The organism is Sorangium sp. So ce693 (assembly GCF_051521375.1).
Lineage (GTDB): Bacteria > Myxococcota_A > Polyangia > Polyangiales > Polyangiaceae > Sorangium > Sorangium atrum.
On record NZ_CP150347.1, the window covers coordinates 7,473,797 to 7,499,662 of the forward strand.

Sequence of the window (25,866 nt, forward strand, 5' to 3'; positions counted from 1 at the left end):
TCGAGCGCGGCCGCGCCGGCGCAATCGCCGATCGACGTGCACCCCTCGTCGCCGCCGCTGTCCTGGTTGCCGAGCGCCATCAGTCCACCTCGAGGTAGGCGAGCAGCCCCTGGCGTCCGCCCTCGCGGCCGAAGCCGCTCTCCTTGTAGCCGCCGAACGGCGCGCTGGGATCGAACTTGTTGAAGGTGTTCGCCCAGATGACGCCGGCGCGGAGGCGCTGCGCGACCCAGAAGCTCTTCGAACCCTTGCCGGTCCAGACGCCCGCCGACAGCCCGTACATCGTGTTGTTCGCCTTCTCGATCGCCTCCTCGGGCGTGCGGAAGGTCAAGATCGAGAGCACCGGGCCGAAGATCTCCTCGCGCGCGATCCGGTGCGACTGCGCGACGCCCGTGAAGAGCGTCGGCGCGAACCAGTAGCCCCGCTGCGGGAGCGCGCAGCTCACCGAGAAGCGCGCGGCCCCCTCGCGCTCCCCCGCGGCCACGAGCTCCTCGATCTTCGCGAGCTGCGCCCTCGAGTTGATGGCGCCCACGTCCGTGTTCTTGTCGAGCGGGTCGCCGACGCGCAGGGTCGCCATGCGCTCGCGCAGCTTGAAGAGGAGCGCATCATGCACGCTCTCCTCGACGAGGAGGCGCGAGCCCGCGCAGCAGACGTGGCCCTGGTTGAAGAAGATGCCGCCGATGATCCCCTCGACGGCCTGATCGAGCGGCGCGTCCTCGAACACGATGTTCGCGGCCTTGCCGCCGAGCTCGAGGGTGAGCCGCTTCCCGGTGCCGGCGAGCGCGCGCTGGATGCGCTTGCCGACCTCGGTCGACCCCGTGAACGCGACCTTGTCGACGCCGGGGTGGCCGACGACCGCGGCGCCCGTCGCGCCGGCGCCCGTGACCACGTTGACGACGCCGGGCGGGAGGTCCGCCTCCTCGATGATCTGCGCGAGGAGCAGCGCGGTGAGCGGCGTCGTCTCGGCGGGCTTGAGGACGCACGTGTTGCCCGCCGCGAGCGCCGGGGCGAGCTTCCACGCCGCCATGAGCAGCGGGAAGTTCCACGGGATCACCTGGCCCGCGACGCCGAGCGGCCGGGGGTCGCGCCCCGGGAAGGCGTGCTCGAGCTTGTCCGCCCAGCCCGCGTGGTAGAAGAAGTGCGCGGCCGCGAGCGGGAGATCGACGTCGCGGGACTCCTTGATGGGCTTGCCCCCGTCGAGCGACTCGACGACGGCGAGCTCGCGCGCCTTCTCCTGGAGGGCCCGGGCGATGCGGTAGATGTACTTGCCGCGCTCGAGCGGGCGCATGCGCGACCAGTGCTTCTCGTACGCGGCCCGCGCCGCCTGCACGGCGAGATCGACGTCCTGCTCGGAGGCCTCGGCGAACTCGCAGAGCTTCTCCTCGGTCGACGGGCTGATGCTGTCGAGGTAGCGGCCCGAGGCCGGGGCGCGCCACGCGCCGCCGATGAAGAGGTCGTACCGCGGCGCGATCTTCACGTGATCGCGCCCCTCGGGCGCCGGCGCGTAGCGCCAGGCGTCGCCGAACACGACGGCCGCGTCGGGCGCCGCGGTCGCGTCCCGCGCGGCGCTCGCGTCTCGCACGTCTCGCGGCGAGCCCCCGTCGCCGCCTGCCGCGGCGGTGCTGTTGTCGCTCATGCCGCGCACTCTACGCCCGCCGCCGCGCGTTGAACACCGACGCGGCCCCGCCCCGCGGCGCGGTCAGTCCTTGCTGAAATGGTCCCCGCTCTGGTAGGCGCCCGTCCGCTCCTTCTCGAGCTGCATGAGCACGTCGTTGAGGAGCGTCGACGCGCCGAAGCGGAACAGGTCGCTCGTGAGCCAGGCGTCGCCGAGGGTCTCCTTGACCAGCACGAGGTAGTGGAGCGCCTGCTTCGCGGTGCGGATCCCGCCGGCCGGCTTCATCCCGACGCGCCGGCCGGTCGCCTGCGCGTGATCGCGGATCGCCTCCAGCATCACCAGCGTCACCGGGGGCGTCGCCGCCGGCGTGATCTTCCCGGTCGAGGTCTTGATGAAGTCGGCGCCCGCGAGCATCGCGATGCGGCTCGCCTTGCGGACGCGGTCGTAGGTCCCGAGCTCGCCCGTCTCCAGGATCACCTTGAGGTGCGCGCGCCCGCACGCCTGCTTGGTCGCGGCGATCTCGTCGTACACCGCGCCGTACTCGCCGGAGAGCATCGCGCCGCGGTCGATCACCATGTCGATCTCGTCGGCGCCGAGCTCGACCGCCTGGCGGACGTCGGCGAGCTTGACGGCGAGCGTGGACAGGCCGCTCGGGAAGGCGGTCGCCACACTGGCCACCTTGACGGTCGAGCCCGAGACCGCTCGCTTCGCCACGGCGACGAGCTTGGGATAGACGCACACCGCCGCACAGGAAGGGATGTCCGCGCGCTCGTGGGGCCGAAGCGCCTTCTGACAGAGCTGCTCAACTTTTCCCGGGGAGTCTTTCCCCTCGAGGGTGGTGAGGTCCATCATCGAGATGGCGAGCTTGAGGCCGGCGACCTTGGCGGGGCCTTTGATGCTCCTTTTGCCGAGCCCGGCTGCGCGCTCTTCGACCATGACCTTATCCACGGTGGGCGAAGAGAAATCGGGGTAGGTGACCTCCCTGCCCTGGCGCACCACGCCGGGCGCGGCGCCGCCGTCGTTTCCGAAGATCGCCATCGGCCTCGTCTCCTGGCGCGGGAACGTACCAGAAGCGTCGGATCGATCCTACCGAGTGCGTGCTAACGTGGCGCTCTGATGAAGAGACGCTTCCCGATTGCGGTCGTTTTTGTCGTACTTGCTGTCGTCTTTGCCTTTGCCTCGCTGCTCGGGTGTGGCGCGGCCGAGCGACCCGATGGTGGACAAGGGCTGATCCCGGTCGGCGCGACAGCGCCCGACGTGTTCGCCGCGGATCAGCACGGCGCGATCCAGCGGCTGTCCGACCAGCGGGGTCGGGCCGTGGTCGTGTACTTCTATCCGAAGGACGGGACGCCGGGCTGCACCGAGGAGGCGTGCGCGTTCCGCGACGCGTGGGATCGCTTCACGCAGGCCAACGTGCAGGTCTTCGGCGTGTCTTCCGACACCCGCGAGTCGCACGAGGCGTTCTCGATCGAGCACAAGCTGCCGTTCCCGATCCTTGTCGACACCGATCACACCTGGGCCACCGCGTTCGGCGTGCCGATGAAGCTCGGGACGACGGCGCGCGTGACGTTCCTCGTCGATCCCGACGGCAAGATCGCGAAGGTCTATCCGGACGTGGATCCCGGGGTGCACGCGGACGAGGTGCTCAAGGACGCCGCGCAGCTCACGGGCGCCGCGCTCCCTGTCGCGCCAGCGCCGGCGGGCGGCGCAGCGCCGGCCGGGGCGGACACCGCGGCGCCGGCCGCGACCGGGGCGGCGCCCGCGGCGACGCCTGCGGGAGCTGCGGATCCGGCCACGGCCGCTCCTGTGGCGACGGGGACCATTCTGCCCCCGGCGGCCCCCGCGGCGCCCCCGGCGAAGGGTTCGCCGGCGAAGCGGTGATGCCCGCGCGCACGCGGCGCAGGAGCGCCGGCGGCTCGTGCGCGGACCGCGCGGGCCGCGCGGAGGGCTGACGGGAGCATCTGCACACGGGAGCGCGCGCGTGGTGCGTAGGTCGTCGGAAATTTGGAACACCAACGGGTTGGATCTCTGCGTCCACCGCTTCCGCGACGACGGCGCGCAGCCGACGGGCCTCACGCTGCTGCTGCTCCACGGCTTCCTCGACGCAGGGAGCACGTGGGACCTCGTGGCCGAGCCGCTCGCGCGGGCGGGGCACGACGTCGTCGCGCCGGACCAGCGCGGGTTCGGTCGGAGCGCCCGCGTCGGCGCGGGCAGCTACTACTACTTCCCCGACTACATCGCCGACGTCGCGGCGCTCGTCGACGCGCTCGCGCCGGCGCGCCTCGGCGTGGTCGGCCACTCGATGGGCGGCGCGGTCGCCGTGTACTACGCGGGCGCGTTCCCTGGCCGCGTCGAGCGCCTGGCGCTGCTCGAAGGCGTGGGGCCGCCGGCGAGCGGTCCCGAGGTCGCCGTCGCGCGCGTCGAGGCGTGGCTGCGCCAGATGGCGGGGCTCGATCGCGCGCCGCGGCGGCTCTCGTCGATGAAGGACGCGATCGCGCGGCTCGTGGCGAACCACCCGCGCGTGCCGCGCGACGTGCTGGCGACGCGCGCGCCGCTGCTCACGCGGGAGGAGCCGGACGGCGGGCTCGCGTGGGCGTACGATCCGATGCACCGGACGACGTCGCCGCTGCTGTTCCAGGTGGAGGCGTTCATGACGTTCCTGGACCGCATCGCGTGCCCGACGCTGCTCGTGAGCGGCGGGCCGACGGGGTGGCACCCGGAGGACGAAGCCGAGCGGGTGGCGAGGCTCAAGCGCGCGGAGCACGTCGAGCTGCCGGACGCCGGGCACATGATGCACTGGTCGGCGGCGGCGGAGCTGGCGGAGCGGCTGGGCGAGTTCTTCGCGAGCGAAACCGGGTCGCTCGAGGACGGAAATAAAAGAGCTTGACTCGGCAGGGCGAGTGGGTAATCTGCGCGCCTCCTCGACGAGAGGCGTGCCACCTTAGCTCAGTGGTAGAGCAACGGTTTCGTAAACCGTAGGTCTCGAGTTCAAATCTCGAAGGTGGCTCAAAGAGAATGCCAGCGTGTTCGCTGCCCTTTGGGCGAGCAGCTGGCGCGCTGGGTGCGGCCATGTACGCGCCGCTCAGAGAACTCCCCTGCTCGGGAGTATGATCGACGTGCCGCATCGGTGCCTGGGTCTACCGGTTGAGCCGGCGGGGCCCGGACACCGCAAGCCGTACGAGCTCATGCGGAATCGAAGCGCATCGACGCGGATGGGCCGAGCGCCCGGCGCGCGCGCTCGATCCATCGCCGCAACGAGTGAGCGTCAGCGGGGATGTTGGTCAGGCCGTTCTCCTCCACGAGGCGCACCATGGCGGCGGTGTCCTTCTCGTTCATGCCGAGCTCGGCGAGCCTCTCTTGCGGCCTGCGCAACTCTTCGGAGCCATGGTGACCGGCGATGGCCACCAGCCACGACTCCAGCTTCTCGATGGCAACACCGCCAACGACGGCCGGCGTTTGGTCAGCCGAACTGCCCAGCCCTTCGATCGCCCGTTCGATGCCGTCCTCGCGGTGGGCGAACTTGGCCTTGTCGCGGTCGCGCGTGAACGCAAAGACCTCGCACCCACGCTTCTTGGCATGGTGGAACGCGCGCTGGACGTTGAGCTCCTCGCCCTTTCCGCCAATCCCCACGCGGAGTTTGGGGATGTTCTTCCAGAGGATGGCGTCCACGACCTTCCACCCCTCGGGACGGACCTGCCGCAGCAGCGCCTCAACCACACCTGGCTCAGGGTTGTCGTCGCGGAAGCTCGGCTCGGCTGCGAAACCGCCGAGCTCGTTCTTTCCTTCACCGGCGAGAATGACGCGGATCAAGGCTCTGTGCCTTCAAGGAGCGGCGCCTCGTCCTCGCCGTTGGCATAGGCGATCCACAGCTCGCCGAGCGCGTAGACCTTGGAGCGCTCTTCGAAATCGGGCGTATCCTTGATGCGCTTGACCCTGGTGCCCTCCCCGGGGGTGCGGGTGACGACGGACACCTCGTCGGGCTTGAGCTCGTTCACGACGAGCGGGCTGTGGGTCGCCATGAGGACCTGTGTGCCGCTCTCCTGGACGATGGCACGGAGGATGCGCATGACCTCGGCGATGCGCGCCGGATGCAGGCCGTTCTCGGGCTCTTCCACGAGCAGGAGCGAGACCGGGTCCAAGTAGCGGAGCGCGGCGAACGCGAGATAGTAGAGGAGGCCCTCGCTGAGCCGAGCGGCTTCCACCCGCGCGCCATTCACGAGCTCGACTTCCAGGACGACCTTGCTGCTCGTCACTGCCTTGACACGAAGGCCTTTGATCGTCGGGAAGTGGCGGCGAACGTCGTCGACGATGCGGGAAAAAGCATCGTCGTTGCGGTTGCGGATGGCAAAGTAGATGCCGGCCAGACCATGACCCCGGTCGTCAAAGAAGCCGACCTGCCGCGTTTCAGGGATCAGACCGCTTGGTTGGCGAAGCGCGTCTGGGTCGAAGCGAACGAGTCTCGCCTGGCGGAGCTGGTTCCGGATCTGCCGATCCGATGGGCGGTTGGCCCTCCACAGTACGCTGAGTTCTTCCCAGTGCCATGGAACATCCGACCGATCGTGACCTACAGACGTATCGCTGCCACGCCGCTCGCTGGCATACGCTTCCAGGTCTTGCAGCCCCGTTGCGATGGCGAACCAGCCCCCGTCGACGCCGCACTCAAGCAGGATGTCGTGCGGTTTCCCCGGTGGTTGATGGGATGGATACGTCGTGGGTAGATAGGGATCAAAGGGCTCCCACGTATCCTCATCATCATCCCGCTGAAAGCCGGATCCAGCGAACTGCACCAGGGTCCGCATGCCGTGCAGCAGTGTGCTCTTGCCGCTATCGTTCGGACCGATGAACGCATGAAGCGGGGTCAGCGAGGCCTCGGTATTGACCAGGCAGCCGTAGTTCCGAGCGTAGAAGGTGTGAATCATGGCAGCTCCACGTGGGCGTCAGCCGCTCGCCTGCCCTGAAGGGCGTGCACGACATTCTCCGTCCGCAGGTCGAGCCGCTCCGGAAGACGGGGCAAGGCGTGCAGCCGCTCGAAGCCGCGCCGGCTCGGTTCATCCTGGAGGACTTCGGGCCGGGGCTCCGCGCCACGGAAGCGCCCGCGGCCGACGAGCGCGTCGGCGAGCTGGGCCTTGGAGCGACCATCCTGGACGAGCGGATCGCAGCGGCCGACGAGCTCCGCGAGCTCGTCACGGGACAGGAGGTCGAACACCTGGCGCTTGCTGGGCATGGACGGGGCGAAGAGTACGCCAGGAATCGCGGATGTGGAGCCTGGACTCTCGAACCACAGCCCGCCGACGGCGCTGCGTCACGCCGGGGCGAGACCCAGCATCACCGCAGCGATCAGCACCACGGCCACGCCGAGCGCCAGCACGACAAGCACGACGAGCCCCCGCCTGGTCGGCGGAGATGCCGCGCGCGGTCCTGGCGACCGCGCGCCAACCCTTGCCGCATCCCAGGGCTCCGTCCTCGCCAGCCGCTCTGCTTCTGCTCCTGGCACCGCCGCCGTGATAGCCGCTGCCCCCTCCCACCGCTCCGTGCTCACCCGCGTCCCCGCTCCTGTCACCGGAGCAGCCGCCCCCTCCCACCGCTCCGTGCTCACCAGCAGACTGGTTCCCGCGCCGGCTTCGATCACGCTCGCGCCCTCCCCCGACGCCGACCCCGCCACTTCACCCCCTGCTGCGGGCAGCACCGGCCCCCGCAGTGGCTGCCCGCCAGCTGCATCCTCGCTCCGGGTCCCCGTCCCCGCATTCGACGCACCCAGTCCCCACGCCGGTTCCACCCTGAACCGCTGCGCCATCGCAAGCCTGCTCCACGCATCCGCGCCCGGCGCCGCGCTCCCCGGCATCACCCCTTGCCCTGGCAGCGCCGCCACCAGCTGCACCGCGCTCGCCGCCCTCTCCTCCCGAGGTGTCCCCGCGCGCTCCCGGATCACCCGCTCCCTCGCCGCGTCCGCCGCCTCGCTCAGGAGCTGCCGCGCGCCCGCGTCGTCCGCGGCCCTCTCTGCCGTCACCGCGTTCCGCGCCACCTCGCGCAGCGCCGCCGCGAGCTCCGCCGCCCGCGCAAACCGCGCTTCGGGCCGCTTGGCAAGGCACCTGGCCACCGCGGTCCAGAGCGCCTCCGGACAGCCCGGGAGCACCTCCGGCAGGGGCGTCGCTTCCAGGTGCACGTGCGCCGCCTGGATCTCCGTCTCCCCGATGCCCGACGCCTCGTCGAGCACCGCGTACGGGTGCGCCCCGGCCAGCATCTCGTACAGGACCACGCCCAGCGCATACAGATCCGCGCGCGCGTCCACGGCGCCCCCGGCGACCTGCTCCGGGGCCATGTAGCGCGACGTCCCGACCGCCCTCCCTTGCCCTGTGAGCCCGAGGCCCACGCCCCGCGCGTCCTTCGCCACGCCGAAGTCGACGAGCCGCGCGCGCACGCCGTCGCTCACCAGGATGTTCTCGGGCTTCACGTCGCGGTGCACGAGGTCGGCCTCGTGCGCCGTCGAGAGCGCGTCCGCGATCTGGATCGCGTAGTGGAGCGCGCGCACCGCATCGAGCCGCGCGCCGCCCGCGATGATCTCCCGCAGCGGCACGCCCGAGGCGCGCTCCATCACCATGAAGAGCCGCCCGTCCGCGGCCCTGCCGGCGTCGTACAGCCGCACGATGTTCGGGTGCGCGACCCGCGCGGCGAGCTTCGTCTCCCGGAGGAAACGCTCGGCGTAACGCGCCTCCCCCGCGAGGGAGCGGTGGATGATCTTGATCGCCACCGGCCGCTCCAGCGCCGTGTCGAGGGCGGCCCAGACCTCGCCCATCCCGCCGCGTCCGAGGAGGCGATCGATCAGGAAGCGCCCCTGGAACAGCGCGCCGGGGCTCAGCGGCTCATCGACGCTCGTCACCTCGCGACACCCTACCTCGCAGCAGCTGACGATGGCGAGAGAGCGCCCCCGCCCTCCTCGCTTCTCTGCCCTTGTTGACCCTCCCTGGGAAAGGTAGCGTCGGGTGTCCATCGCGCGAAGCGCGCCGAGCGCATGCAGCGCCAGCGGGCAGCGTGCCCCCGGAGCCCGATGTCGAGCCCCCGCCCCGACCCCGATGACGGCGATCCGACCCTCGAGGCCCGCGTCGCCCACGCCGTCGCGCCGTACGCCGATCTCCTGCCCGCCGAGGATCTCGAGGCGCTGCGCGCGCTGACCGCGCGCTTCCTCGCGACGCACCCCGTCGCCGCCCCGCTCGTCGACCGGCTCCGCCCGCGCACGCCCCCCGCCGCGAGCGGCGAGGTCGACCGGCGCGAGCCCGCGGCGCTGGCCGAGGCCGCGCAACGGCTCGCAGCGAAGGCGAGCGCCAAGGGGCGAGGGCAAGGCGGCGCTCGATGAGCCACGGCGACCGGCCGCGGAGGCCCCTGAGCCCCGAGCAGCAGGCGCTCGTCGCGGAGGCCGTTCCGCTCGTCGAGAGGCTCTGCGGCCACTTCCTCCGGCGGACGCGCGCGCACTACGTGGCCGACGATCTCCGCTCCGCCGCGGTCCAGGCGCTCCACGAGGCCGCGCTCGGCTTCGATCCCGCCCGCGGCGTCCCCTTCCAGGTCTATGCGTGGCGGCGCGTCGACGGCGCGCTGTCGGACGCGCTGCAGCAGGAGTCGAAGCACTGGCGCGCCGCCCGCGAGGACGGCTACGACGCCGCCGAGGCGGCGCAGGACACGAGCGACGTGCTCGCCGACGGCGACGCCGAGACGACTGCGCAGGCCGACGGGATGGCCGACCAGGTCGCGGCCGCCGCGGTGCTCGGCCTCGTCGGCCGCGCGCTGACAGCGCAGGGCGAGGAGGGCGAGCGGATCCGCGCCACGTACGACCGCGCCATCCGCGCGGTGGAGGCTGCGCTGGCGCGGCTCCCGGACGACGAGCGGCGCATCCTCGTGCTCCGCCACGTCGAGGAGCGGACCTGGCAGGCGATCGGCGCGGCGCTCGGCTGCTCGGAGCGGACCGCGAAGCGGCGCAGCGCGGAGGCCCAGAAGCGGTTCGCCGGCGCGCTGCGAGCGGACCGGGAGCGCGCGCAGGGCGGCGCCGCAGCGCCGGATCGGGTGGGGCTCTCCGGAGCGACCTCCGGGTAGAGCACCAGGCGGAGCGTCTCGCCGCTGCCGCTATTCTTGCCGTCGAGCATGCCGAGCGCTCGCAGAGGGCCCTTGGATCAGCGGCACGACGCGCGCCTTCACCTCCCCGAGAAACTCGCGCAGCCCAGAGACGGCGCCCCGCTCCCGCAACCGCTCGAGCGGCGCTTCGGTCAGGCAGCGCGCCTCACGCTCACGATCGTCGCCCATGAGCCGGCGGACCACCCGCTTCGGGTTCCGCTTCGCCTGCTCGTCTTTCGCGTTGAGCTGGTGCGCCTCGTCGCAGGGGGAGAAGCCGAGCTCGCGTCGAAGCTCGCCGAGGCGAGCGTGCTCTTCGTCCGACTCGGGCTCGAACCCCGCGAGCACCCAGGCCTCGCGCATCGGATCAGGGCAGCCGAGGACGATTTGAAAAGACGCCCACCGCGAGGCCTCGGTCCGGGCTTGAGCAAGCCCTTTCCGGCGGAGCTCCCCCTGATCATCCATGTCCCAGACGATGAAGACCGCTCCCAGGCGGGTCGACGGATCCCGCTTCCCTACCTCGCGCGCGATCGCGAGCGCGTTCCTCGCGGCCTGGGCGCCCGCCGCTCCGCGCACTCCGTCGAAATGCCCCGGCATGAAGCGCACGTTGCCGAGGTCTCGCCTGTACGCCTCGAGCTTGTGGAGGTCGAAGAACTCCTTGCCGTGGCCATCGCTCTCCCACTTACGGATGGACTCCGGGTGCGAACGCAGGAGATCGCTCACCCAGGAGGGCCCCTCGTCGTGAAGCACGCGGTCCACGAGAGCGCTCACTGTCAGGAAGTCGGCGGTGGCCTCACAGAAGACCAGGAGCTTCACGGCGCGCTCTCGGCGAGCACCCAGTCTCGCTCTGGATCCATGCTCCAGAGCTGGCCCGCCGAGAGCGTGCCTTTCACCTCCTTCGCCTGCGGGTGCTCGGAGAGGCGCTTGAGGGCCACTGTGCCGTCGTCGCGGAGCGCGAAGGCGTAGATCTCGGAGGGGTCGAGCTCGTCGAGGATGTAGGGAGAGTGCGTCGTGGCGACGATCTGGAGATCGTTGAATTCCTCGAGCAGGCGTCTGACCAGCCGCACGAGCTCCATCTGCGCCTGCGGGTGGAGCGACTCGGCGAAGTCGTCCAGGAGCAGGACATTCGGTCGGTTCGGGCCGTGAAGCACGGTCAGGAGCGCCAGTGTGATGAGGGTGCCCTCGCTCGCCGCGTGCGCTGGGACGGAAGGGGCGCCGCGGAAATCGAAGTACACCTTGCTCCCAACGACGGCCTCGGATTTATGAGGCAGCTCTGGATTCGGGCGTCCGACCTTAGCCTGCCGGATGCGGACCCGCTCCACGTTCGGAATGATTCGACGGAGCGACTCTTCGATACGCTCGAACACTTCGTCGTAACCGAGCTTGATCGCGGCAAGCGCGACAGCGGTGTTGGTCCCGTCGTAGCGAATGTTGGGCGCGAGATCATCGCTGTACGCTGCGGCGGCGATGCGCTCCGCATTGAGCTTGTAGAGGGTCGCGGGTGCGACGACCTCGCCCAGCCACGGCAGCATACCACGGAGGGAGCGGTCACCCTGCGCGGTGAACTGCTGCGCAGGGCCGCCTGCTTGCCATTCGACGAGCACCGACAATCCCGAGAGCGCGGTCCGGAAGCGCCAGAGCCCGTCGTCCCGTCTGCCCGATGAAGTCAGCTCGATCCGCCCTCCCTTGGCCCCCCGGCGAAGCAGATCCCCGGGCGACCAGTCACCCGTCAACACGTCCCGGGGCGCGTGACTCACGAGGCGGCTCTGAAGCGCGAGCGCCTCGAGCACGCTCGTCTTCCCGGACCCGTTCGGGCCAACGAGCACGGTGAGCCGGCCGAGCGCGACGGTGCTGTCCCGATGGCCCTTGAATTCCTGGAGTCGAACGGACGTGATCATGAGGAAATTCCTACAGGTCGAGCTTCCCGTGGCCGGAGAGCAGCGGCATCCGGGTCCGCCCGCCGCGTCAGGCGCCACGGGCAGGCGGAAAGGTACGCCCGTGGGACCAGCCGGTGAAGCCTGTCCTGTGAAGGCCTGGGCGTCCTTCGGCCATTCGGCGGAGGCCCGGGGGCGCTTCGCCGCCGCGCTGCACGCGGACCGGGAGCGCGCAGCGCAGCGCCTCGACACCAGCTCAGCCAGGGCTCTCCGTCACGAGCTCCGGGACGACAGGAGTCGCCCCCGGCTCCTCTCCGCTGCCGCTCCCACCACCGCCTCCGCCATCACCGCGCCCGTCCCCCTCGCCTCCCTTCGGCGCCTCCTTCCTCGACGACCGGGCCGAGTTGGGCCTGCCCACCGCGAACAGCGACGGGAACCGCTCCTGGGTGCGCGAGCTCTTCCGCCACAGCCACAGCGCTGCCGCCCGCACCTCCTCGTAGCGCAGGCAGAGCAGCGTCCAGACCCGCACGTACCGGTCGAACGCCTGCCGGGCCCTCGGCGTCATCGCCGTCGAGAGCTTCTGGATCATCGCCCCGGCCAGCTCCCGCGCGCGCGCCGCGTCGTCGGCCCGGTAGTGCTTCGGGTCCGCCTTCACGACGTCGGCGCGCAGCTCGTAGAGCCGCGCGTAGCCGAGCAGATCGTTCGCGAGGTCGCGGTGCCCGGTGCCCGGCCGCAGCCGGTCGAGCTCCGGCTTGATCGCAGGGTCGTCCGCGAGCTGGTACTCGCACAGCGCCTGCATGCGCGCCTCGACCTCCAGCCCCTCGGTGACCAGCGCGACCGGCAGCCGCGCCTCCGTCTCGAGCGCGCCGGCGGCCCGGGCCTCCGCGAGCGCGTGCAGCGCGGCGAAACACGCGAGCTCCAGCTCGTCGACGTGCGTGACGTCGAACTCCTCCCGGGGCAGCCGCGCGAAGCGCGCGCGCACGTCGGGAGAGGACACGAACCCGACGACGCCGAGCGCCGCATACGTGGCCGCCTCGACATCGATCCTCACGGTGATGAGCTCGGCCTCGGCGAGGCGGTCGAGCTCCGGGGCGAGCGCCTCGAGCGCCTTCTTGCCAGCCGCGGGATCGTAGATGGGCGGAGCGTACGACGGCTCTCCAGAGGCGGCAGCGGTCACGGAGCGCTTCTTCGACTTCGTCACAGCAGGCATATCTCTCCTCCTGAAATCTCCTCGGAAAGGGAGTCTGTTGGTTGCGTTCGACCCGAGCCGCCGCCGCGCCGCGCAGGCAGCGCGAGCGAACGATGGACCAGGGCCACCGGGACAGAGCGCGTCGCGCGAAGGGGATCCGTCGCCCGGCGTCCTTCCGTCCCGTCGAGGAGATCAATCGGGAGCGCGACCCCGATCGGGTCACGAAAATCGACCTGGGCCTGTCGATTTCTTTGCGGCTCCGTCGGGCACGGGCCCTGCGTGCGCGGAGGTCCGTTACTACGAGAAAAAGAGGCCGGCGGGGCTGTCGAGAGGCTCCGCCCAGAGGTTCGTCCTTCCCGGGAGCCTCTCGACAGCCTCCGCCCAGAGCTCCAGCTCTGCCGGGAGCCTCTCGACAGCCTCCGCCCAGAGCTCCAGCTCTGCCGGGAGCCTCTCGACAGCCTCCGCCCAGAGTTTCATCTCTGCCGGGAGCCTCTCGACAGCCTCGGGGAGGCTACGTGGAGGCCGCCGCCAGCGGTAACGCGCTCGACGCGGCGGCGAGCAGCCATCGCTACAGCGTGAGTACCAGCTTGCCCACAGTGCTGCCCGACTCCAGCGCCCGGTGCGCCTCGCCGGCTCTCTCCAGCGGGAACGTCTTCACCGGCGGCGCCGAGAGGCGCCCCTCGTCCAGCCAGCCCACGAGCCGCTCCATCGCCTCGCGCAGGATCTCCGTCTTATTGAACAGGTACGATAGGTTGAAGGCCAGCACGCTCTTGTTGTCGTTGCAGAGATCGAGCGGGTTGAAGCGCGGCATCCGGAGGAAGTCGACAGCGAGCTTCGGGTAGCTCGGGCGGCCGCCCTGCCGCGGGAGCATCGTGTGGAAGCCGTACACGACGAGCTTGCCGGCCGAGGCCACGTGCCGGTAGCTCTGCCGCAGCGTCTCGACCCCGTTCGCGTCGAGGACCACGTCGTAGCCCTCGGGCGCGAGCCGCTCCGCCGCCGCCCAGAGCGGCTCGCTGCTCTTGTCGATCACCGCGTCGGCCCCGAGGCGCCTCGCCGCCTCGACCTTGTGCCCCGCGCCCACCACGCCGACCACCCGGCAGCCGGCGATCTTGCCGAGCTGCACGAGCGCGCTGCCGACGCCGCCGGCGGCCGAGTGCACGAGCAAGGACATGCCCGGCCGCAGCCGCACGAGCTCGAAGAGCGCATAGTACGCCGTCATGAACACCGCGGGGAAGCCGGCCGCCTCCTCCGGCGTGAGCCGCGCCGGCAGCGGGAAGACCTGGTGGCGCGGGACCGCGACGCGCGAGGCGTAGCCGCCGAAGCGCGTCACGCCGAAGACGGGCGCCCCGGGCGCAAGATCGGAGATGCCCTCGCCAAGCGCGGCGACGGTGCCGGCAAACTCGAAGCCGGGCGTGATCGGCCAGCCGACGTACTTCTTCGCCGACTCGTAAAGGCCCATGCGGACGACGCAGTCGGCGTAGTTGACGCCAGCCGCCCGCACGTCGACGAGCACCTCGCCGCGCGCGGGGGTCGGGTCGGGGTGCTCCTCGACGCGGAGCTTGTCGTGGCTGCCAGGCTCGTGGACGACGATCTTCCGCATGGACACCTGCTCGGTCGATGTGGCCTCACCGCGGGTCGGACACCTCGGAGACGGCGGCTGCGGTTGTACACCGATCGGGGCGGGAGAGCGCCGCAAAGCGGCCCGCTCCTGCGCTCACGGGTTGGGCGCCAGCCGCGGCGGCGAGCCGCGCGTGGTGCGCTGAACCGGGGGAAAAAGAGAGCCGCGCTGCACCTGTTGCGCCGATCTGGCGGATCGGAGATCCTCTCGATGCATGGGGCATCCCGCGGTCGACAACAAGACGCCGTTTGCCCTGGAGCCTCTCTTCGTGACCGACGAGGAGGGGCGCCCGCTCCTCGTCGCGCTGGTGCAGGCGACCTTCGACCTGCACCCGGTACGCGGCGTCGAGCGCGCCGAGCAGCAGCCGCCACCGAGCCTCGCGGGGGAGTTGTGGGGGGCCGACGCCGCCACGTCGAGCTACAAGATCGAGCCGACGTTCGCCTTCTTCAAGCCCGCGACGGACGTTGTCTTGATCGGCCATGCGCAGGCGCCGCGCCATTCCGTCGCGGAGCTCCAGGTCGTGTTCCGCGTCGGTCCGGTCGGGAAGGCCGTGCGGGTCCTCGGCGATCGGGCGTGGGTCCGTAACGCGGGAGGCCTCGTCCCATCGCGACCGCGGCCGTTCGATCGAGTCCCGCTCAACTACGAGCACGCCTTCGGCGGCTGGGACCGTACCCACCCTGATCCGGCAAAGCATGCGCTCGAGCCGAGGAACCCCGTGGGAATCGGCTTCCGCGCGCCGAACGCGGCCGTCGAGGAGGGTCTGCGCTTGCCGAACATCGAGGATCCGAACGATCCGCTGCAGCATTACGGGCAGGTCGTCGCACCGGCCGGACTCGGGCTCGTCTCGCCGGACTGGCAGCCCCGGGCCACGCTCGCCGGGACCTACGATGAGGCCTGGACCAAGGAACGGATGCCGCTCCTGCCGAAGGATTTCGACCGGCGGTTCTTCAACGCGGCCTCCAAGGGGCTCGTCGCGCCGGGATACCTGAGGGGCGACGAGCCGGTGCTCGTGGAGAACGCGTCGCCGTTCGGGAGGCTCTCGTTCCGGCTGCCCGGGCTCAGCGCCCCGAGGTGCCGGGTAGAGCTCGTGCGGCAGGAAGACGCGCAGGTGGAGCTGCGGTTGGATACGGTGATCGTGGACACCGACGCCGATCGCGTGATGACGCTGTTCCGCGGGCACGTCGCGCTGCGGGATGGGCCGCACGACGTGCGCACGATCGCGATCGAGGAAGATCTGGGCGCTGTCAGGAGACAGGTCCCCTCGGGCTGGTCCCGGGAGGGAGCTCGACCGTAGTGAACGCTGGCATCTCGAGGAGACGGCGATGGGCGTGACCGTAGGCGTGAACATGATGTCGGTGGTCCACGCGAAGAGCAGCGGGATCACCATCGCATTCCCGGACGTCTGCAAGACCCCGGCGCCGCCCGCGCCGCCCCTGCCGATCCCCTACCCGAACATCGCCAAGAGCGGCGACACGGCCAAGGGCACGAAGAAGGTGAAGTGCGACGGGGAGTCGGTCTGCGTCAAGGACTCGAACTTCAGCACGAGCACCGGGGACGAGGCCGGCTCGCTCGGCGGGATCGTGTCGAGCAAGACCAAGGGGAAGGCGGAGTTCGTGAACTTCTCGTTCGACGTGAAGTTCGAGGGGAAGAACGTGGCGCGGGCGTTCGATCTGATGCTGCACAACGACAAGAACACGCCGCCGTTCCCGGTGATGCAGGGGCCGGTGGTGGTGATCCTGCCAGCAGGGCAGGCGCCGAAGCGGGTGTGCGCCGCGTGCGAAAAGGAATTCTGAAACAGCGGCCGAGCCCGCTGTGCACGTGCACGGCGGCCGATTGGGCCGCACGGACGTCAGGGCAGGCCCTCGATCGCCGCGAAGAGATCCTCGACGGAGTGACTGGCCCAGGGCAGACGCGCGATCCTGGGGCAGCGGGCGAGCTCGCCGCTCACCTTCATGCCCAGAAGCTCGGCGATTTTGATGAGCGCCAGGCCCTCGATGGAGAGATAACTGCGCGGCCAGTACACGACGTCACCCTCATGCACAGCCGCTGAATCACGAGCCTCGTCGTTCCTCGCCGCCTCCTCGTCCAGCAGCGCCGATACCGACACGTCGAACCCCTCCGAGTCCCTTGCCACCAGCGATCGACATACTTCATACCGCGGCGATCGCCGATTTTCCAGGGAGCGCTCGAAGCGCGTCAGGAGCACCGGTGCGTCGGGCGGTGGGGATGTACCCGGGTTCTGCAGCATCCTGTGAAGCAGCAGGAAGAAGCAATGGTCATCCTCGTACTCCCAATCGGGATTCCACACTTCGGTCGACTCGTCCGCGATCTGGCGCGCTAGCGCAAGGTCGCCAGCGACGACGGCGTCGAGGACGGAGTTCGTCCGGTTGAGCGCCAGGTGCCTGTCGCGCACGTTGCCCTCCGCGCGTGAGCGCCGCAAGAAGTACCGCCGTGAATGCCCGCTGCGGATCAGGTTCGCACGAAACTCGCCGACATCCGCGAACTCGAGCAGGTGACAGATCCCGAGAGCTCCGAACTGGGCGGCGAGCTCATCAAATATATCGCCGAGTTCTGCAATGGGCGCCTTGCCGACGCAGAGCATGTTGTAATGAATCTCGGAGACCAGCTCCGCATGAACGTCGGCAATATCCATCTCAGCCGAGCCCTGTGTACTTGGAGGGTTCGACGAAGCTCAGCCCGGAAAGCCCCTGCGCCAGCATGGAATCAGCCAGCTCCCGGCGAATCACAACCAGGTTCCGCCACTTGTGGAGGCGAAACACCTTGTACGAAGCGGGCACCACGTCTTGCCTGAGCACGAGCGAGTCGCAGGCGCAGATCGAATCGGGATCGAGCGCGTTCCACGTGACACCCGACTGCGCCACATCGATACAGTCGCAGACGTCCTGCGGGTTGACGATGAAATAGTCAGCCGAGGCGGTGTGGCCCTTGTGGTTGATGATCGCGATCGACAAGAGCTCGACGTTGCTGACCTCGGCGTCTTCGAGCGCCTTCTTCACCCGCCCGGAGACGACAAGGCGCTTCGCTCCGAGCAGGCTATCTGCCAGTGCGATGTCCTTCGGCTTGCGAGGGTCCATCCGGCAGCGCGCGTCCTTGGGCCAGCCGGCGGCCCGAGACACCCCCTGCGCTAGCTCGAAGGCGTCCTCCACCCCCTCCACGTCCAGGATCTTGCAGATACCGTCGAGGTTTCGCCCCGGCCTCCACAGCAAGAAGCTCATACGTTCACCCACTCCTTTCTTTGCGACATCCCGGCAGCTATTCGAATCTACTTAACCGCAGCAGCCAGGAGGTGCTTCCTTGCCACCGAGGCCCCCGCCGGCGGCTTGACGCGGCGTCGTACGTCACTCTCCGGACATGCCATAGAGAATGGTATGTGCCATACGCTCTCCTTGGCTGGATCGTTCGAGCCGGTGAGGCAGTAATCGAGGCAGGCCTTGGTGCCGCCGTGATCCATGCCTCTCTTCTTCAAGAACTTTTTCCACTCGCTACTCCCGCACTCGAACAAATTCTTGACAGACTCGGCGGCCATGTTCTCACATTTTTCTTGCTTCTTATTCTCCGCGATCTTGTCCCATACGTTCTCGGCCATCCACAGCTCGAGCGCATCAAGATAGATGTCGTGATCTACCTGGTGGCACGGCAACCCGCCCCACTGCGTCGTGTTGCCAGTATCGAGAACATAGGCCCACTTCTTCGGAAGCCCGATATTGTTGCCGGATCCGTTGATGTCCCAGTCGGTGATCGCAAGCGACTTATGGATGAAGTCGATCTCCTCCGGGGTGAAGGCGGGCGGGAATGTCTCGTCCGAGCAGGCATGCACGCAGAGCACGTGGTGGATCTCGGTGACCCGCCGTTCCCCCCTGGTTTTCTCCGTTCCGTCGCGGATGGTCAGCGTGCGGTAGTACCCGTCGGAGCAGTTTTTCTCATGCTTGTCGCCGTCGCGGTTGCGCTTGAACTTCCAGCCGTTGGCCTCCTCCATATGCTTGTTGCTCACGCTCCACCTCTTTCGCGCAGTCAGCCCGAGCCGCCGTGCAGCACGACAGCGCCCTTGGCGCCGCCTTCCGAGGACATCCAGATCACGCATCTTCGCGCAGGCGCATAGCCCCGCTCGAACGCCCGCGCTGCCATGCATAGAGCCATCGCTGCGCTCGCCGCCCCCGTATCTCCAAACGACGTCGCTGGGAACCAGCAGGACAGGCCGCCGATGTCGATCTTTTCGCGCACCCGCATCAGGGCGCCGCCCCACTCCATGGCTCGCCGTTCGGTGCCGTTCAGGTCTCCGATGAGCCATGCCGACATCGGCCGCTCGACGCCGTGGCTCGGCGAGAGCGACCCGAGCACGACCCGGGCGAGCGCGATCCCGTTCGGGGTGGCCTCGGACAGCAGGCCGACTGGATCGCTGGCGGACACCGCGGACTCGATGAAGGCGAGCGGAGCGCCTGTGAGAGCGGCGGGAGCTCGGCGTGAGTCGATCGGCTCGATGAGGAAGAACGCCGCGCCCTCGCCAGGGACCAGGCCAACCGGGTGCTCGTTGGTTCGGAGCAACCTCAGGCGGGCAGCCGCCTTGAGGAACCCAGGCTCCACGCGCGAGTCGACGCCTCCGACGAGGCAGCGCTCGGCTCTTCCATCCCGGATCATGGTCATCGCGTCCGCTACCGCGAGCGACATGCCTGCGTTGCCGGCGTGGCGCACGGCCTGAAGCTGGCCTGGAATGGGCATCTCGGCCATGTCCGCGAGCCGCTGCGCCAAGGACGCCGTGCGGGCTCGCCATGCGGCGGAGGGAGAGGCCCCGTGGACGTCGGAAGAGCTGCCGCGCGCGTCGGCGTCCTGCACCGCCGCATCGGATAGGTTGACCACCAGCCCGGTGTGGCGAAGCTCGCGATGCGACAGGCCCCTGCGCCGCATCAGATTCTGGAGCGCCGCCGCACCAAGGACAAGGGCCTTGCCAGGCCCAGCGAACCCCTCGGCCACCTCCCTGACGACGTGGCCGAACACGCTCGGCGGCCCGTCGAGGGTCTCCGAACCGAAGAGCGCCTGGGTCCGAAAGTCCATGACCGTCAGCTCGGAAGCGGCGCTGAGCCCGGCTCGGGCGGCGGCGCATGAGGTCTCCACATCACGGCCTAGCGCGCTGACCATTCCCAGCGCCGTGATCCCGAAGCCGATGGCGCCGCTTGCGTGCGTCATGGGTGAGCGACTCCTCGCTCATCGGAGGGTATCGACCGGAGAGCGTCAACAAGGGTCATCGAGAGCCTCGCTGGCTACGGCTCCCGCCGACGGCATCGCGCCGGCGCACGCACCTCGACCATGCCCGGCCCCGCGCTGCGCAAGCCCAGCTCCACCGCCGCCGCCCCCCGCGCCGCCTGGCTCCCCCGCTGCAGCACCTCCTCGATCCACGCCACCTCCATAGGCCTTCCCAGCAGACACCGCGTTCCCCGCTTCAGCTCTTTCCCCCGACTCCCCCACCACGTCGCGATCTTCTCCCTGTCCGGCCAAGGCAAGCTCTCGTCCGGATCCATCGCCACGTCCTCGTCCTCCGGATCGTCGCTCGGCCCGCCCTGAAACCCAGCCGGCCGCGCCCCCCGGAGCTTCGCCCCCTCGAGATCCACGCCGGTGATCATCGTGAACGCGCCGCCCGCCGCCCGCGCGAGCTCCGGCGTCCCCATGCACTCGAGGATCCACGGCATGAGCGCCGGATCCCCGAGCGCCGCCGCCCCCGCGAGCGCCACGCGCGCCCCTCGTATCGTCCCGGCTATCGCGTGCAGCCATGTGGACGCCATCCCCAGATCCGTCTTCCTCATCGCCATCGCGCAAGCCCGCTCCGCGAACGGCCCTCCGCGATCCGCGATGGTCCCGAGCACCCGCAGCGCCGCCGCATCGCCGAGCAGCGCCGCCGACCACGCCGCTGCGAACCGGCACGCCTCGTCCTCGCTGCCCAGCGTTCCGCGCACCTCACCCAGCAGATCCCCCCGCCCGAGCTCCCCCACGGCGCGCAGCGCCCGCGCCTTCAGGCGCAGGTCGCTCGACATAATCGCGTATCCCAAGGCCGCCCCTGGATCCTGCCGGTGGACAGCGCACCCCGCGATCCCGATGCGGTGCAGCTCCGGCCCAACCCGGTGCGAGAGCAGCCCCGGCAGGATCCCCCGCACCTTGTCAAAGCTCACCCACCCCAGCGCCGACACGATCGCCCGCGCCAGCGCCGGCACGCCCCCGCCCACGTCGAGCACCCCGGCGATGCCCTTCAGATCCCGCCGCTCCACCGCGAGCACCATGGGCGCAAACAAGCTCCCCGGCTCCTCCTCGTCGATGGCGCCCTTGCAGATCTCCCACCCCGCATCGCCAGCCAACCGCAGGCCGTCGACATGCGCCTCCAGCCGCTCGTCCAGCTCACCGAGGCTCTGCAAATCGTAGAGCGGATCCACGGCCGCAGCATCCCGGTAGGACCACAGGAACGCCGCCTCCAGGGCGTGCTGCTCGAAGATCTCGGCCTCGATCGTCGAGATCAATTGATCTGCACCGATCCACCCTGGATCCGGTTCACGCCGGACGACCGGGTCAGCAGATAAGCCCCGCGAATCAAGATCTTCCCAGCGCGCGTCAGCGTGATGCTGGCCTTTCCGCACTGGAGCACGATCTCCTTCTCCGCGGTGAACACCAGCCGCTCACCATCGGCGGTCGCCGTCGCCCCAGCCTGCACCGCCGCACTGGCGCTCTCCCCCGCCACGTGCATCCGCCCCATCACCACCGGCCTGTCGCGCCGCCCGCCCTCGAACAGAAGCGCCACCTCCCGCCCGTCGTCCTCGGGCCCGAGCGCCGTCATCGCCCGCGCCGGAATTCCTCCACGCGCGCTCTGTCCCAGGACAGCCGCCTCGACGAGCGGCTCCCCGCTTGGCCCAAACCCCACGATCCGCCCCACCACGACGCCCTCGATCGGCCCGGCCTTCTCAGCCTCGGCCCGGACGCGCTCCTCGTGCGCCGCGACCACCAGCTCGAGCAGCCCATCCGCGCCCTCGATCGCTCCCGCTTCTCCCCCGCCCTCGTCCGCCACTTCCCCGCTGGCGGCAGCAGCCTCCCCTTCCCCCTCCTCGATCAGGATCGCCTCGCCGCTCGGCTCCGCCGCCGGTGCCCGCCCGTCGTCTCTCATCACCCAGCTCCTCCGCTCCCCCTCATCCCGAAGCGCCCGCGATCCCCCCATCGACCTCAGTTCACCCCCACATTGCTCCCCTTGATCTTCACGTTCCCAGAAGCCTCGACGTTCACCGCCCCCTCGCTCTTCACGTCGAGCTTCTTCCCCTCGACCCGGATCGGCCCCTCGCCCTTCACCGTGATCTTCTTCCCCTGCACCGTCACGTTCCCGTTCTTCTCGACCGTGATCGTGGCGTCCCCGCACTGGATCGAGAGCTTCTCCCCGATGATCATCGTCTTCTTCTCCTTCACCTCTTCCTTCGCGCTCTGCCCGATCGTCACCGTCATGTCCTTGCCCACCGTCACGGTGTAGCCCTCGTCCACGCTCGTCGACTTGCCCTTGGAGACGCTCTCCGAGCTCGATCCGCCAACCGTCTCGCTCTTGTTCTTGCCGATCGACGCACTCTGGCTCTTTCCCACGTCGATCGACTGGCCCCCCCCGACCGACTCGGTGTGATCCCCCTCCACGCTGACCGACCGGTTGCCCCCGACCGAGAGGGTCTCGTCCTCGCCGATGCTCTCGGTGTGGTTCTTCGCGACGTCGATGCTCTTGTTTCCGCCGACCTGCTCGCTCTGGTCGTTCCCCACCACCTTGCTCCGGTCGTGGTCCACCTCGAGCGCCTCGTCGTTCCCGATCCACTGCTTCTTGTCGTGCTCGATCGCGATGTTCCAGTCCTTCTGACCGTGCAGGAAGATCTCCTCCGAGCCCTTCTTGTCCTCGAACCGGAGCTCGTTGGACCCCCCGCCGCCCTTCGAGCTGTTCGACTTGATGGTGCTCTTCGTCTTCTCCGCAGGGAGCGAGTACGGCGGCACGTTGGTGCCATGGTAGACGCTCCCCACCACGAGCGGCCGGTCCGGATCGCCCTCCAGGAAGTCGACGACCACCTCGTGGCCGATCCGCGGCAGGAACACCGCGCCCCACGCAGAGCCCGCCCAGATCTGGCTCACGCGGATCCAGCACGAGCTCTGCGCGTCCTTCTTGCCCTCCCGATCCCAGTGGAACTGGACCTTGATGCGGCCGTGCTCGTCCGTATAGACCTCCTCGCCGGAAGGACCGACAACGATCGCGGTCTGGATCCCCTTGATCGTCGGCCATGGCGTCACCGACTGCGGACGGAAGGGGACGTCGGACGGCACGACCTGGAACTGGTTCCGGTAGGCCGCGGCGTCGCCCTCGGGGACAGCGTCCACCGCGGGCTCGTGGCCCTCATGGCGCACGGACACCAGCAGATACTCCCGGTTGAAATCGTCGCGCGCGTGCTCCGCGAGCGTGAAGGTCTGGCCAGGGACGAAGCGCGGGCAGACGCCCTCGCCGCTGCCGGTCTTGCGCGAGCTCTGGATCTGCTCGAGCCGGATCTTGGCGATGCTCGATCCCGCGCCGGGTGCGTCGTAGTCACCGGGATAGTCGTAGACCTCGAGGTCGTCGTCCGCCTCGGCCTGGGCGTTGCTCTCGAGCGACAGGCTGGGCTTCTTGAAGTTGTAGTCGCGCAGCGTCACCTTCCCGGAGCGTACCCGCTCGACATAACGGAAACGGGAGACGTGCTCGCTCTGGTGGAGCGCGCCGAGCGGCGGCCGGAACACGACGGTGCTCTCCCCCGCGATCGGCCCGTGCCCCGACGCACCGTCAGAGAACACGAGCACGTGGCCGCCCTCGTCGTGCTCGAAGAAATAACAGATGCCCTCCTCCTCGAGCAGGCGCGACACGAAGGCGAAGTCGCTCTCCCGGTACTGCACGCAGTACTCCCGCGGGCGATAAGCGCCGCTCAGCACGAAGCGATAACCCTTGCTCGAGATCCCGGCCGCACGCAGGACCTTCTCGATGATCTCCGGGGTGGAGAGCGCCTGGAAGATTCGGCTGTTCCTGCGATGCTTGAGGCGGGAGACGTCAGGCACGACCGTGGCGTGATAGGCCGTGACCCGCTTGCCCTCCTCACCTTGCTCGAAGCTCGAGACGACACCGTGGAGGTGCCGAGGCAGCTCGCCGACCTGCCAGGTGAGCAGCGCCGTCTTTCCCACGACATCGGCGAACGCGATGTCCCTGTCCGCACAAGCGACGAGCACGTCGAAATGGAACAGCTCGGAGATGCCCTCGCGCCCCTCGAACCGCGTCACACGGAGCTCGTGCTCCAGTCCGTCGACCTGAAACGAGTGCATGGCCTCTCCCCCTGTTCAGAGCGCGTGCGCGGACAGACCGCGGGCAGCATTCAGCCCGAGCCATCCTACATGCTGCGACCGCTCGACCGCAATGGACGGTTGAGCTCGATGCCAGCGAAGCTGATCGGGAGAGCCGACGCGACATCGGCGCCGCCGCTCGGAGCGACGCTGGCTCGGCAGTTCCTGGGGGGTGTTAGCTGTGAAGCAGCCCTGCGGCTGCCATCGCGGCAAGGAACTGAGCACCGAGCCCCTCCGGCAAGGCGCTCGCCTCGCCGGGGCCCGGCGGATACATGATGGACGGCGGGGCATGGACCTGCGCGGCGACGGGAGGCGCTGGCGAGAGAAGCGAAGGGGGCGCTGGAGGCGCGCTCGATGACGCTGCCTGGCGCGGAGGCTCGACCGGCGCGGCGACCGGAGCTCGGGGTGCATCGAACGGCGTCGCGGCGGAGGCGATCGCCCTCGCCGCGTCCTCGGGCTCGAGCGAGGTCGTCTCTCCGAGCAGATCGCGAACGCCGCCGGGCCGCGCCGGCGCGACGGGGGCAGCGGACGGCGGCGACATCGCCGGCGTCGCCGGGCGCGCAGGCGCCGAAGGCGCTCGCGTTGCGCTGAACGGCATCGCCCCGGCGGCCACCACCCTGGCCGCGTCCTCGGGATCGAGCGCGTCCGTCTCCCCGAGCAGGTCGCGAACGCCGACGGGCCGCGCCGGTGCGACGGCTGCCTCGCGCGAGGCGACGGCCTGCTGCGACGTCGAAAGCGGCGCCGAGCGCGCAGGCTCCGAAGGCCCTCGCGTGGTGCTGAACGGCATCGCCCCGGCGGCCACCACCCTCGCCGCGTCCTCGGGCTCGAGCGCGTCCGTCTCCCCGAGCAGGTCGCGGACGCCGCCGGGCCGCGCGGGAGGGGCCGCAGCAGCGCGCGGGGCGACGGCCGGCTGCGATGCCGCCGGGGTCACCGAGCGCGCAGGCTCCGAAAGCCCTCGCGTTGCACTGAACGGGGTCGCCGCCGCCGCAACCAACCTGGCAGCGTCCTCGGGGCTGAGCTGGCTGGTGCCGTCCAGCGTGATGGCCTTGGGGTTTTGCTGGGACGCCGATCCCGAGGGCGCAGCGCGCGCAGCGGACGCGCCGCCGGCGGCGAACGGATCGGCCCATGCGATCGGCTGCGCCGGGAGCTCCACGCCGGCGAGGACGCGCAGCGACTCGATCTCCGCCTCCTCGACGGGCGCATGGCCGCGCCACACCACCGAGCAGCGCCGCCGATCCACGTCGATGTGCGCCGTGTCGGCGCGGAGCGAGATCGGCTCCCCGGCGCGCGGCGAGGCAAGCTTCCGTCGGTACAGCCGCGCGACGCCGCGCGCCTCGGGCAGCTGCGTCCGGAGCTTCGGCCGCTGCGCCATCATGCCTCCGAGCACGATCCACTCGTCGCCGCGCAGCGCCGGGATGCGCTGATCCATGGGCGCCGCCTGGAAGTAGCTCCAGTCGAGCCCCTCGGGGATGTCGAGCAGCGCGCCGTGAACGCGGCGCGCGTCGACCGCGCCGAGCAGCCGGCTGCGCAGCGGCGAGGTGCGGGGAAGCGGCCCCAGGCCGTCGATACGGACGTGGGAGCGGGCTGGGCCGACGCGCGCGGAGCCGTCGAGCTGAGCTTGCTTGTCGATGCGGAGCTGGCCGTCCTGCACGACCGTCAGCCGGACCATGGCCTGCGGCGACGAGAAGCCCGGAGGCAGCTCTGCGTGGCCGGTCACCACGACGCCGCACGGATCGAGGTACGGCACGAGGTCGCTCGCGACCTGGAGGCGCTGGCCAGAAGGATCCGGCTGCTCCTCGGCCGCGATCGGATCCGGGGCGACGAGCGACATGCGCCCCTCGGGGACGAGCGCGAACGTCGCCTTCACGACGACGGTGACATGGAGCCGGCCGCGAAGGCGGAAGCAGACCGTCGCAGCGGCGGAAGGGCCGAGGGGGGTGACAGCGACTCGCGGGCTGGGCGCAGACATCGAAGCGCGTGTCATGTCGGAGACGATACTACGTCGGAAGCTCGGAGTTGCGCCGTCGGGCGCGCCCGTGCCCTGCGCCGCGCCGCGGGGCCGGCCGCACGGGCCGGACACCCCTCCCGCCCTGTGCTAGAGCGG

25 protein-coding genes and 1 tRNA gene are annotated in these 25,866 nt (G+C 70.0%); 7 read left to right on the forward strand and 19 right to left on the reverse strand.

Annotated elements, in window-relative coordinates:
• Positions 1 to 79 precede the first annotated feature (79 nt).
• Positions 80 to 1,633, reverse strand: a complete 1,554-nt coding sequence (locus tag WMF14_RS27780; RefSeq protein WP_437790829.1) for an aldehyde dehydrogenase family protein — start codon at positions 1,631 to 1,633, stop codon at positions 80 to 82.
• 63 nt (positions 1,634 to 1,696) lie between these two features.
• Positions 1,697 to 2,650 (reverse strand): deoxyribose-phosphate aldolase, encoded by a 954-nt coding sequence (gene deoC / locus WMF14_RS27785; protein ID WP_437323010.1) that lies wholly within the window; start codon positions 2,648 to 2,650, stop codon positions 1,697 to 1,699.
• A gap of 78 nt (positions 2,651 to 2,728) precedes the next feature.
• Between deoC and WMF14_RS27790 the strand changes: the two genes are divergently transcribed.
• The 3 genes from WMF14_RS27790 (at position 2,729) to WMF14_RS27800 (ending at position 4,619) form a co-directional block, all read left to right on the forward strand.
• Positions 2,729 to 3,493: a peroxiredoxin gene (locus WMF14_RS27790; protein WP_437790832.1), complete on the forward strand. Its 765-nt coding sequence runs from the start codon at positions 2,729 to 2,731 to the stop codon at positions 3,491 to 3,493.
• A gap of 139 nt (positions 3,494 to 3,632) precedes the next feature.
• A complete protein-coding gene (locus WMF14_RS27795; RefSeq protein ID WP_437790834.1) occupies positions 3,633 to 4,499 on the forward strand; it encodes an alpha/beta fold hydrolase in 867 nt (288 codons plus the stop codon).
• A gap of 48 nt (positions 4,500 to 4,547) precedes the next feature.
• Positions 4,548 to 4,619 (forward strand) — tRNA-Thr (locus WMF14_RS27800).
• Positions 4,620 to 4,795: 176 nt separating this feature from the next.
• On the opposite strand, the gene WMF14_RS27805 is transcribed toward WMF14_RS27800, so the two are convergent.
• The 4 genes from WMF14_RS27805 to WMF14_RS27820 form a co-directional block, all read right to left on the reverse strand.
• A complete protein-coding gene (locus WMF14_RS27805) occupies positions 4,796 to 5,422 on the reverse strand; it encodes a hypothetical protein (RefSeq protein WP_437790836.1) in 627 nt (208 codons plus the stop codon).
• Entirely contained in the window at positions 5,419 to 6,531 is a 1,113-nt protein-coding gene (locus tag WMF14_RS27810) for an AAA family ATPase (RefSeq protein ID WP_437790838.1), read from the reverse strand. Before WMF14_RS27810 ends, WMF14_RS27805 begins: the two co-directional genes overlap by 4 nt.
• Complete coding sequence (locus tag WMF14_RS27815) at positions 6,528 to 6,836, reverse strand: hypothetical protein (protein ID WP_437790840.1); 309 nt, start codon at positions 6,834 to 6,836, stop codon at positions 6,528 to 6,530. Before WMF14_RS27815 ends, WMF14_RS27810 begins: the two co-directional genes overlap by 4 nt.
• Before the next feature lie 78 nt (positions 6,837 to 6,914).
• Positions 6,915 to 8,489, reverse strand: coding sequence for a protein kinase domain-containing protein (locus WMF14_RS27820; RefSeq protein WP_437790841.1), 1,575 nt, complete (start codon positions 8,487 to 8,489; stop codon positions 6,915 to 6,917).
• A 168-nt stretch (positions 8,490 to 8,657) separates the two neighbouring features.
• Between WMF14_RS27820 and WMF14_RS27825 the strand changes: the two genes are divergently transcribed.
• Positions 8,658 to 8,963 carry a hypothetical protein gene (locus WMF14_RS27825; RefSeq protein ID WP_437790843.1) on the forward strand — a complete coding sequence of 102 codons (306 nt, stop codon included), beginning with the start codon at positions 8,658 to 8,660 and terminating at the stop codon, positions 8,961 to 8,963.
• The gene (locus WMF14_RS27830) at positions 8,960 to 9,694 is read left to right on the forward strand and encodes a sigma-70 family RNA polymerase sigma factor (RefSeq protein WP_437790845.1); all 735 of its coding nucleotides are present in this window, start codon (positions 8,960 to 8,962) and stop codon (positions 9,692 to 9,694) included. Before WMF14_RS27825 ends, WMF14_RS27830 begins: the two co-directional genes overlap by 4 nt.
• A gap of 30 nt (positions 9,695 to 9,724) precedes the next feature.
• On the opposite strand, the gene WMF14_RS27835 is transcribed toward WMF14_RS27830, so the two are convergent.
• The 5 genes from WMF14_RS27835 to WMF14_RS27855 form a co-directional block, all read right to left on the reverse strand.
• Positions 9,725 to 10,525 (reverse strand): hypothetical protein, encoded by an 801-nt coding sequence (locus tag WMF14_RS27835; RefSeq protein WP_437790846.1) that lies wholly within the window; start codon positions 10,523 to 10,525, stop codon positions 9,725 to 9,727.
• Positions 10,522 to 11,607: an AAA family ATPase gene (locus WMF14_RS27840; protein WP_437790848.1), complete on the reverse strand. Its 1,086-nt coding sequence runs from the start codon at positions 11,605 to 11,607 to the stop codon at positions 10,522 to 10,524. Before WMF14_RS27840 ends, WMF14_RS27835 begins: the two co-directional genes overlap by 4 nt.
• A gap of 232 nt (positions 11,608 to 11,839) precedes the next feature.
• Positions 11,840 to 12,793, reverse strand: coding sequence for a hypothetical protein (locus WMF14_RS27845; RefSeq protein WP_437790849.1), 954 nt, complete (start codon positions 12,791 to 12,793; stop codon positions 11,840 to 11,842).
• Positions 12,794 to 13,069: 276 nt separating this feature from the next.
• Positions 13,070 to 13,249 carry a hypothetical protein gene (locus tag WMF14_RS27850; RefSeq protein WP_437790851.1) on the reverse strand — a complete coding sequence of 60 codons (180 nt, stop codon included), beginning with the start codon at positions 13,247 to 13,249 and terminating at the stop codon, positions 13,070 to 13,072.
• Positions 13,250 to 13,340: 91 nt separating this feature from the next.
• Positions 13,341 to 14,372 carry a synaptic vesicle VAT-1 family membrane protein gene (locus WMF14_RS27855; protein WP_437790853.1) on the reverse strand — a complete coding sequence of 344 codons (1,032 nt, stop codon included), beginning with the start codon at positions 14,370 to 14,372 and terminating at the stop codon, positions 13,341 to 13,343.
• A 232-nt stretch (positions 14,373 to 14,604) separates the two neighbouring features.
• Between WMF14_RS27855 and WMF14_RS27860 the strand changes: the two genes are divergently transcribed.
• Together WMF14_RS27860 and WMF14_RS27865 are read left to right on the forward strand one after the other, a co-directional pair.
• Positions 14,605 to 15,684 (forward strand): DUF2169 family type VI secretion system accessory protein, encoded by a 1,080-nt coding sequence (locus WMF14_RS27860; RefSeq protein WP_437790855.1) that lies wholly within the window; start codon positions 14,605 to 14,607, stop codon positions 15,682 to 15,684.
• Between the two features lie 28 nt (positions 15,685 to 15,712).
• A complete protein-coding gene (locus WMF14_RS27865; protein ID WP_437292911.1) occupies positions 15,713 to 16,183 on the forward strand; it encodes a DUF4150 domain-containing protein in 471 nt (156 codons plus the stop codon).
• Between the two features lie 56 nt (positions 16,184 to 16,239).
• Here the strand turns inward: WMF14_RS27865 and WMF14_RS27870 are convergent, their stop codons facing one another.
• From WMF14_RS27870 to WMF14_RS27905, 8 genes are all read right to left on the reverse strand, one after another.
• The gene (locus tag WMF14_RS27870) at positions 16,240 to 17,043 is read right to left on the reverse strand and encodes an Imm49 family immunity protein (protein ID WP_437790857.1); all 804 of its coding nucleotides are present in this window, start codon (positions 17,041 to 17,043) and stop codon (positions 16,240 to 16,242) included.
• Position 17,044: 1 nt separating this feature from the next.
• The gene (locus WMF14_RS27875) at positions 17,045 to 17,626 is read right to left on the reverse strand and encodes an imm11 family protein (RefSeq protein ID WP_437790858.1); all 582 of its coding nucleotides are present in this window, start codon (positions 17,624 to 17,626) and stop codon (positions 17,045 to 17,047) included.
• Between the two features lie 47 nt (positions 17,627 to 17,673).
• Positions 17,674 to 18,402 carry a hypothetical protein gene (locus WMF14_RS27880; RefSeq protein ID WP_437790860.1) on the reverse strand — a complete coding sequence of 243 codons (729 nt, stop codon included), beginning with the start codon at positions 18,400 to 18,402 and terminating at the stop codon, positions 17,674 to 17,676.
• Between the two features lie 20 nt (positions 18,403 to 18,422).
• A complete protein-coding gene (locus WMF14_RS27885) occupies positions 18,423 to 19,592 on the reverse strand; it encodes a beta-ketoacyl synthase N-terminal-like domain-containing protein (protein ID WP_437790862.1) in 1,170 nt (389 codons plus the stop codon).
• Positions 19,593 to 19,666: 74 nt separating this feature from the next.
• Positions 19,667 to 20,911, reverse strand: a complete 1,245-nt coding sequence (locus WMF14_RS27890) for a TIGR02270 family protein (RefSeq protein ID WP_437790864.1) — start codon at positions 20,909 to 20,911, stop codon at positions 19,667 to 19,669.
• Positions 20,908 to 21,390, reverse strand: coding sequence for a DUF6484 domain-containing protein (locus WMF14_RS27895; RefSeq protein WP_437804312.1), 483 nt, complete (start codon positions 21,388 to 21,390; stop codon positions 20,908 to 20,910). Before WMF14_RS27895 ends, WMF14_RS27890 begins: the two co-directional genes overlap by 4 nt.
• A 215-nt stretch (positions 21,391 to 21,605) precedes the next feature.
• Positions 21,606 to 23,744: a type VI secretion system Vgr family protein gene (locus WMF14_RS27900; RefSeq protein ID WP_437790866.1), complete on the reverse strand. Its 2,139-nt coding sequence runs from the start codon at positions 23,742 to 23,744 to the stop codon at positions 21,606 to 21,608.
• 193 nt (positions 23,745 to 23,937) lie between these two features.
• The gene (locus WMF14_RS27905; protein ID WP_437790868.1) at positions 23,938 to 25,746 is read right to left on the reverse strand and encodes a DUF2169 domain-containing protein; all 1,809 of its coding nucleotides are present in this window, start codon (positions 25,744 to 25,746) and stop codon (positions 23,938 to 23,940) included.
• Positions 25,747 to 25,866: the final 120 nt, after the last annotated feature.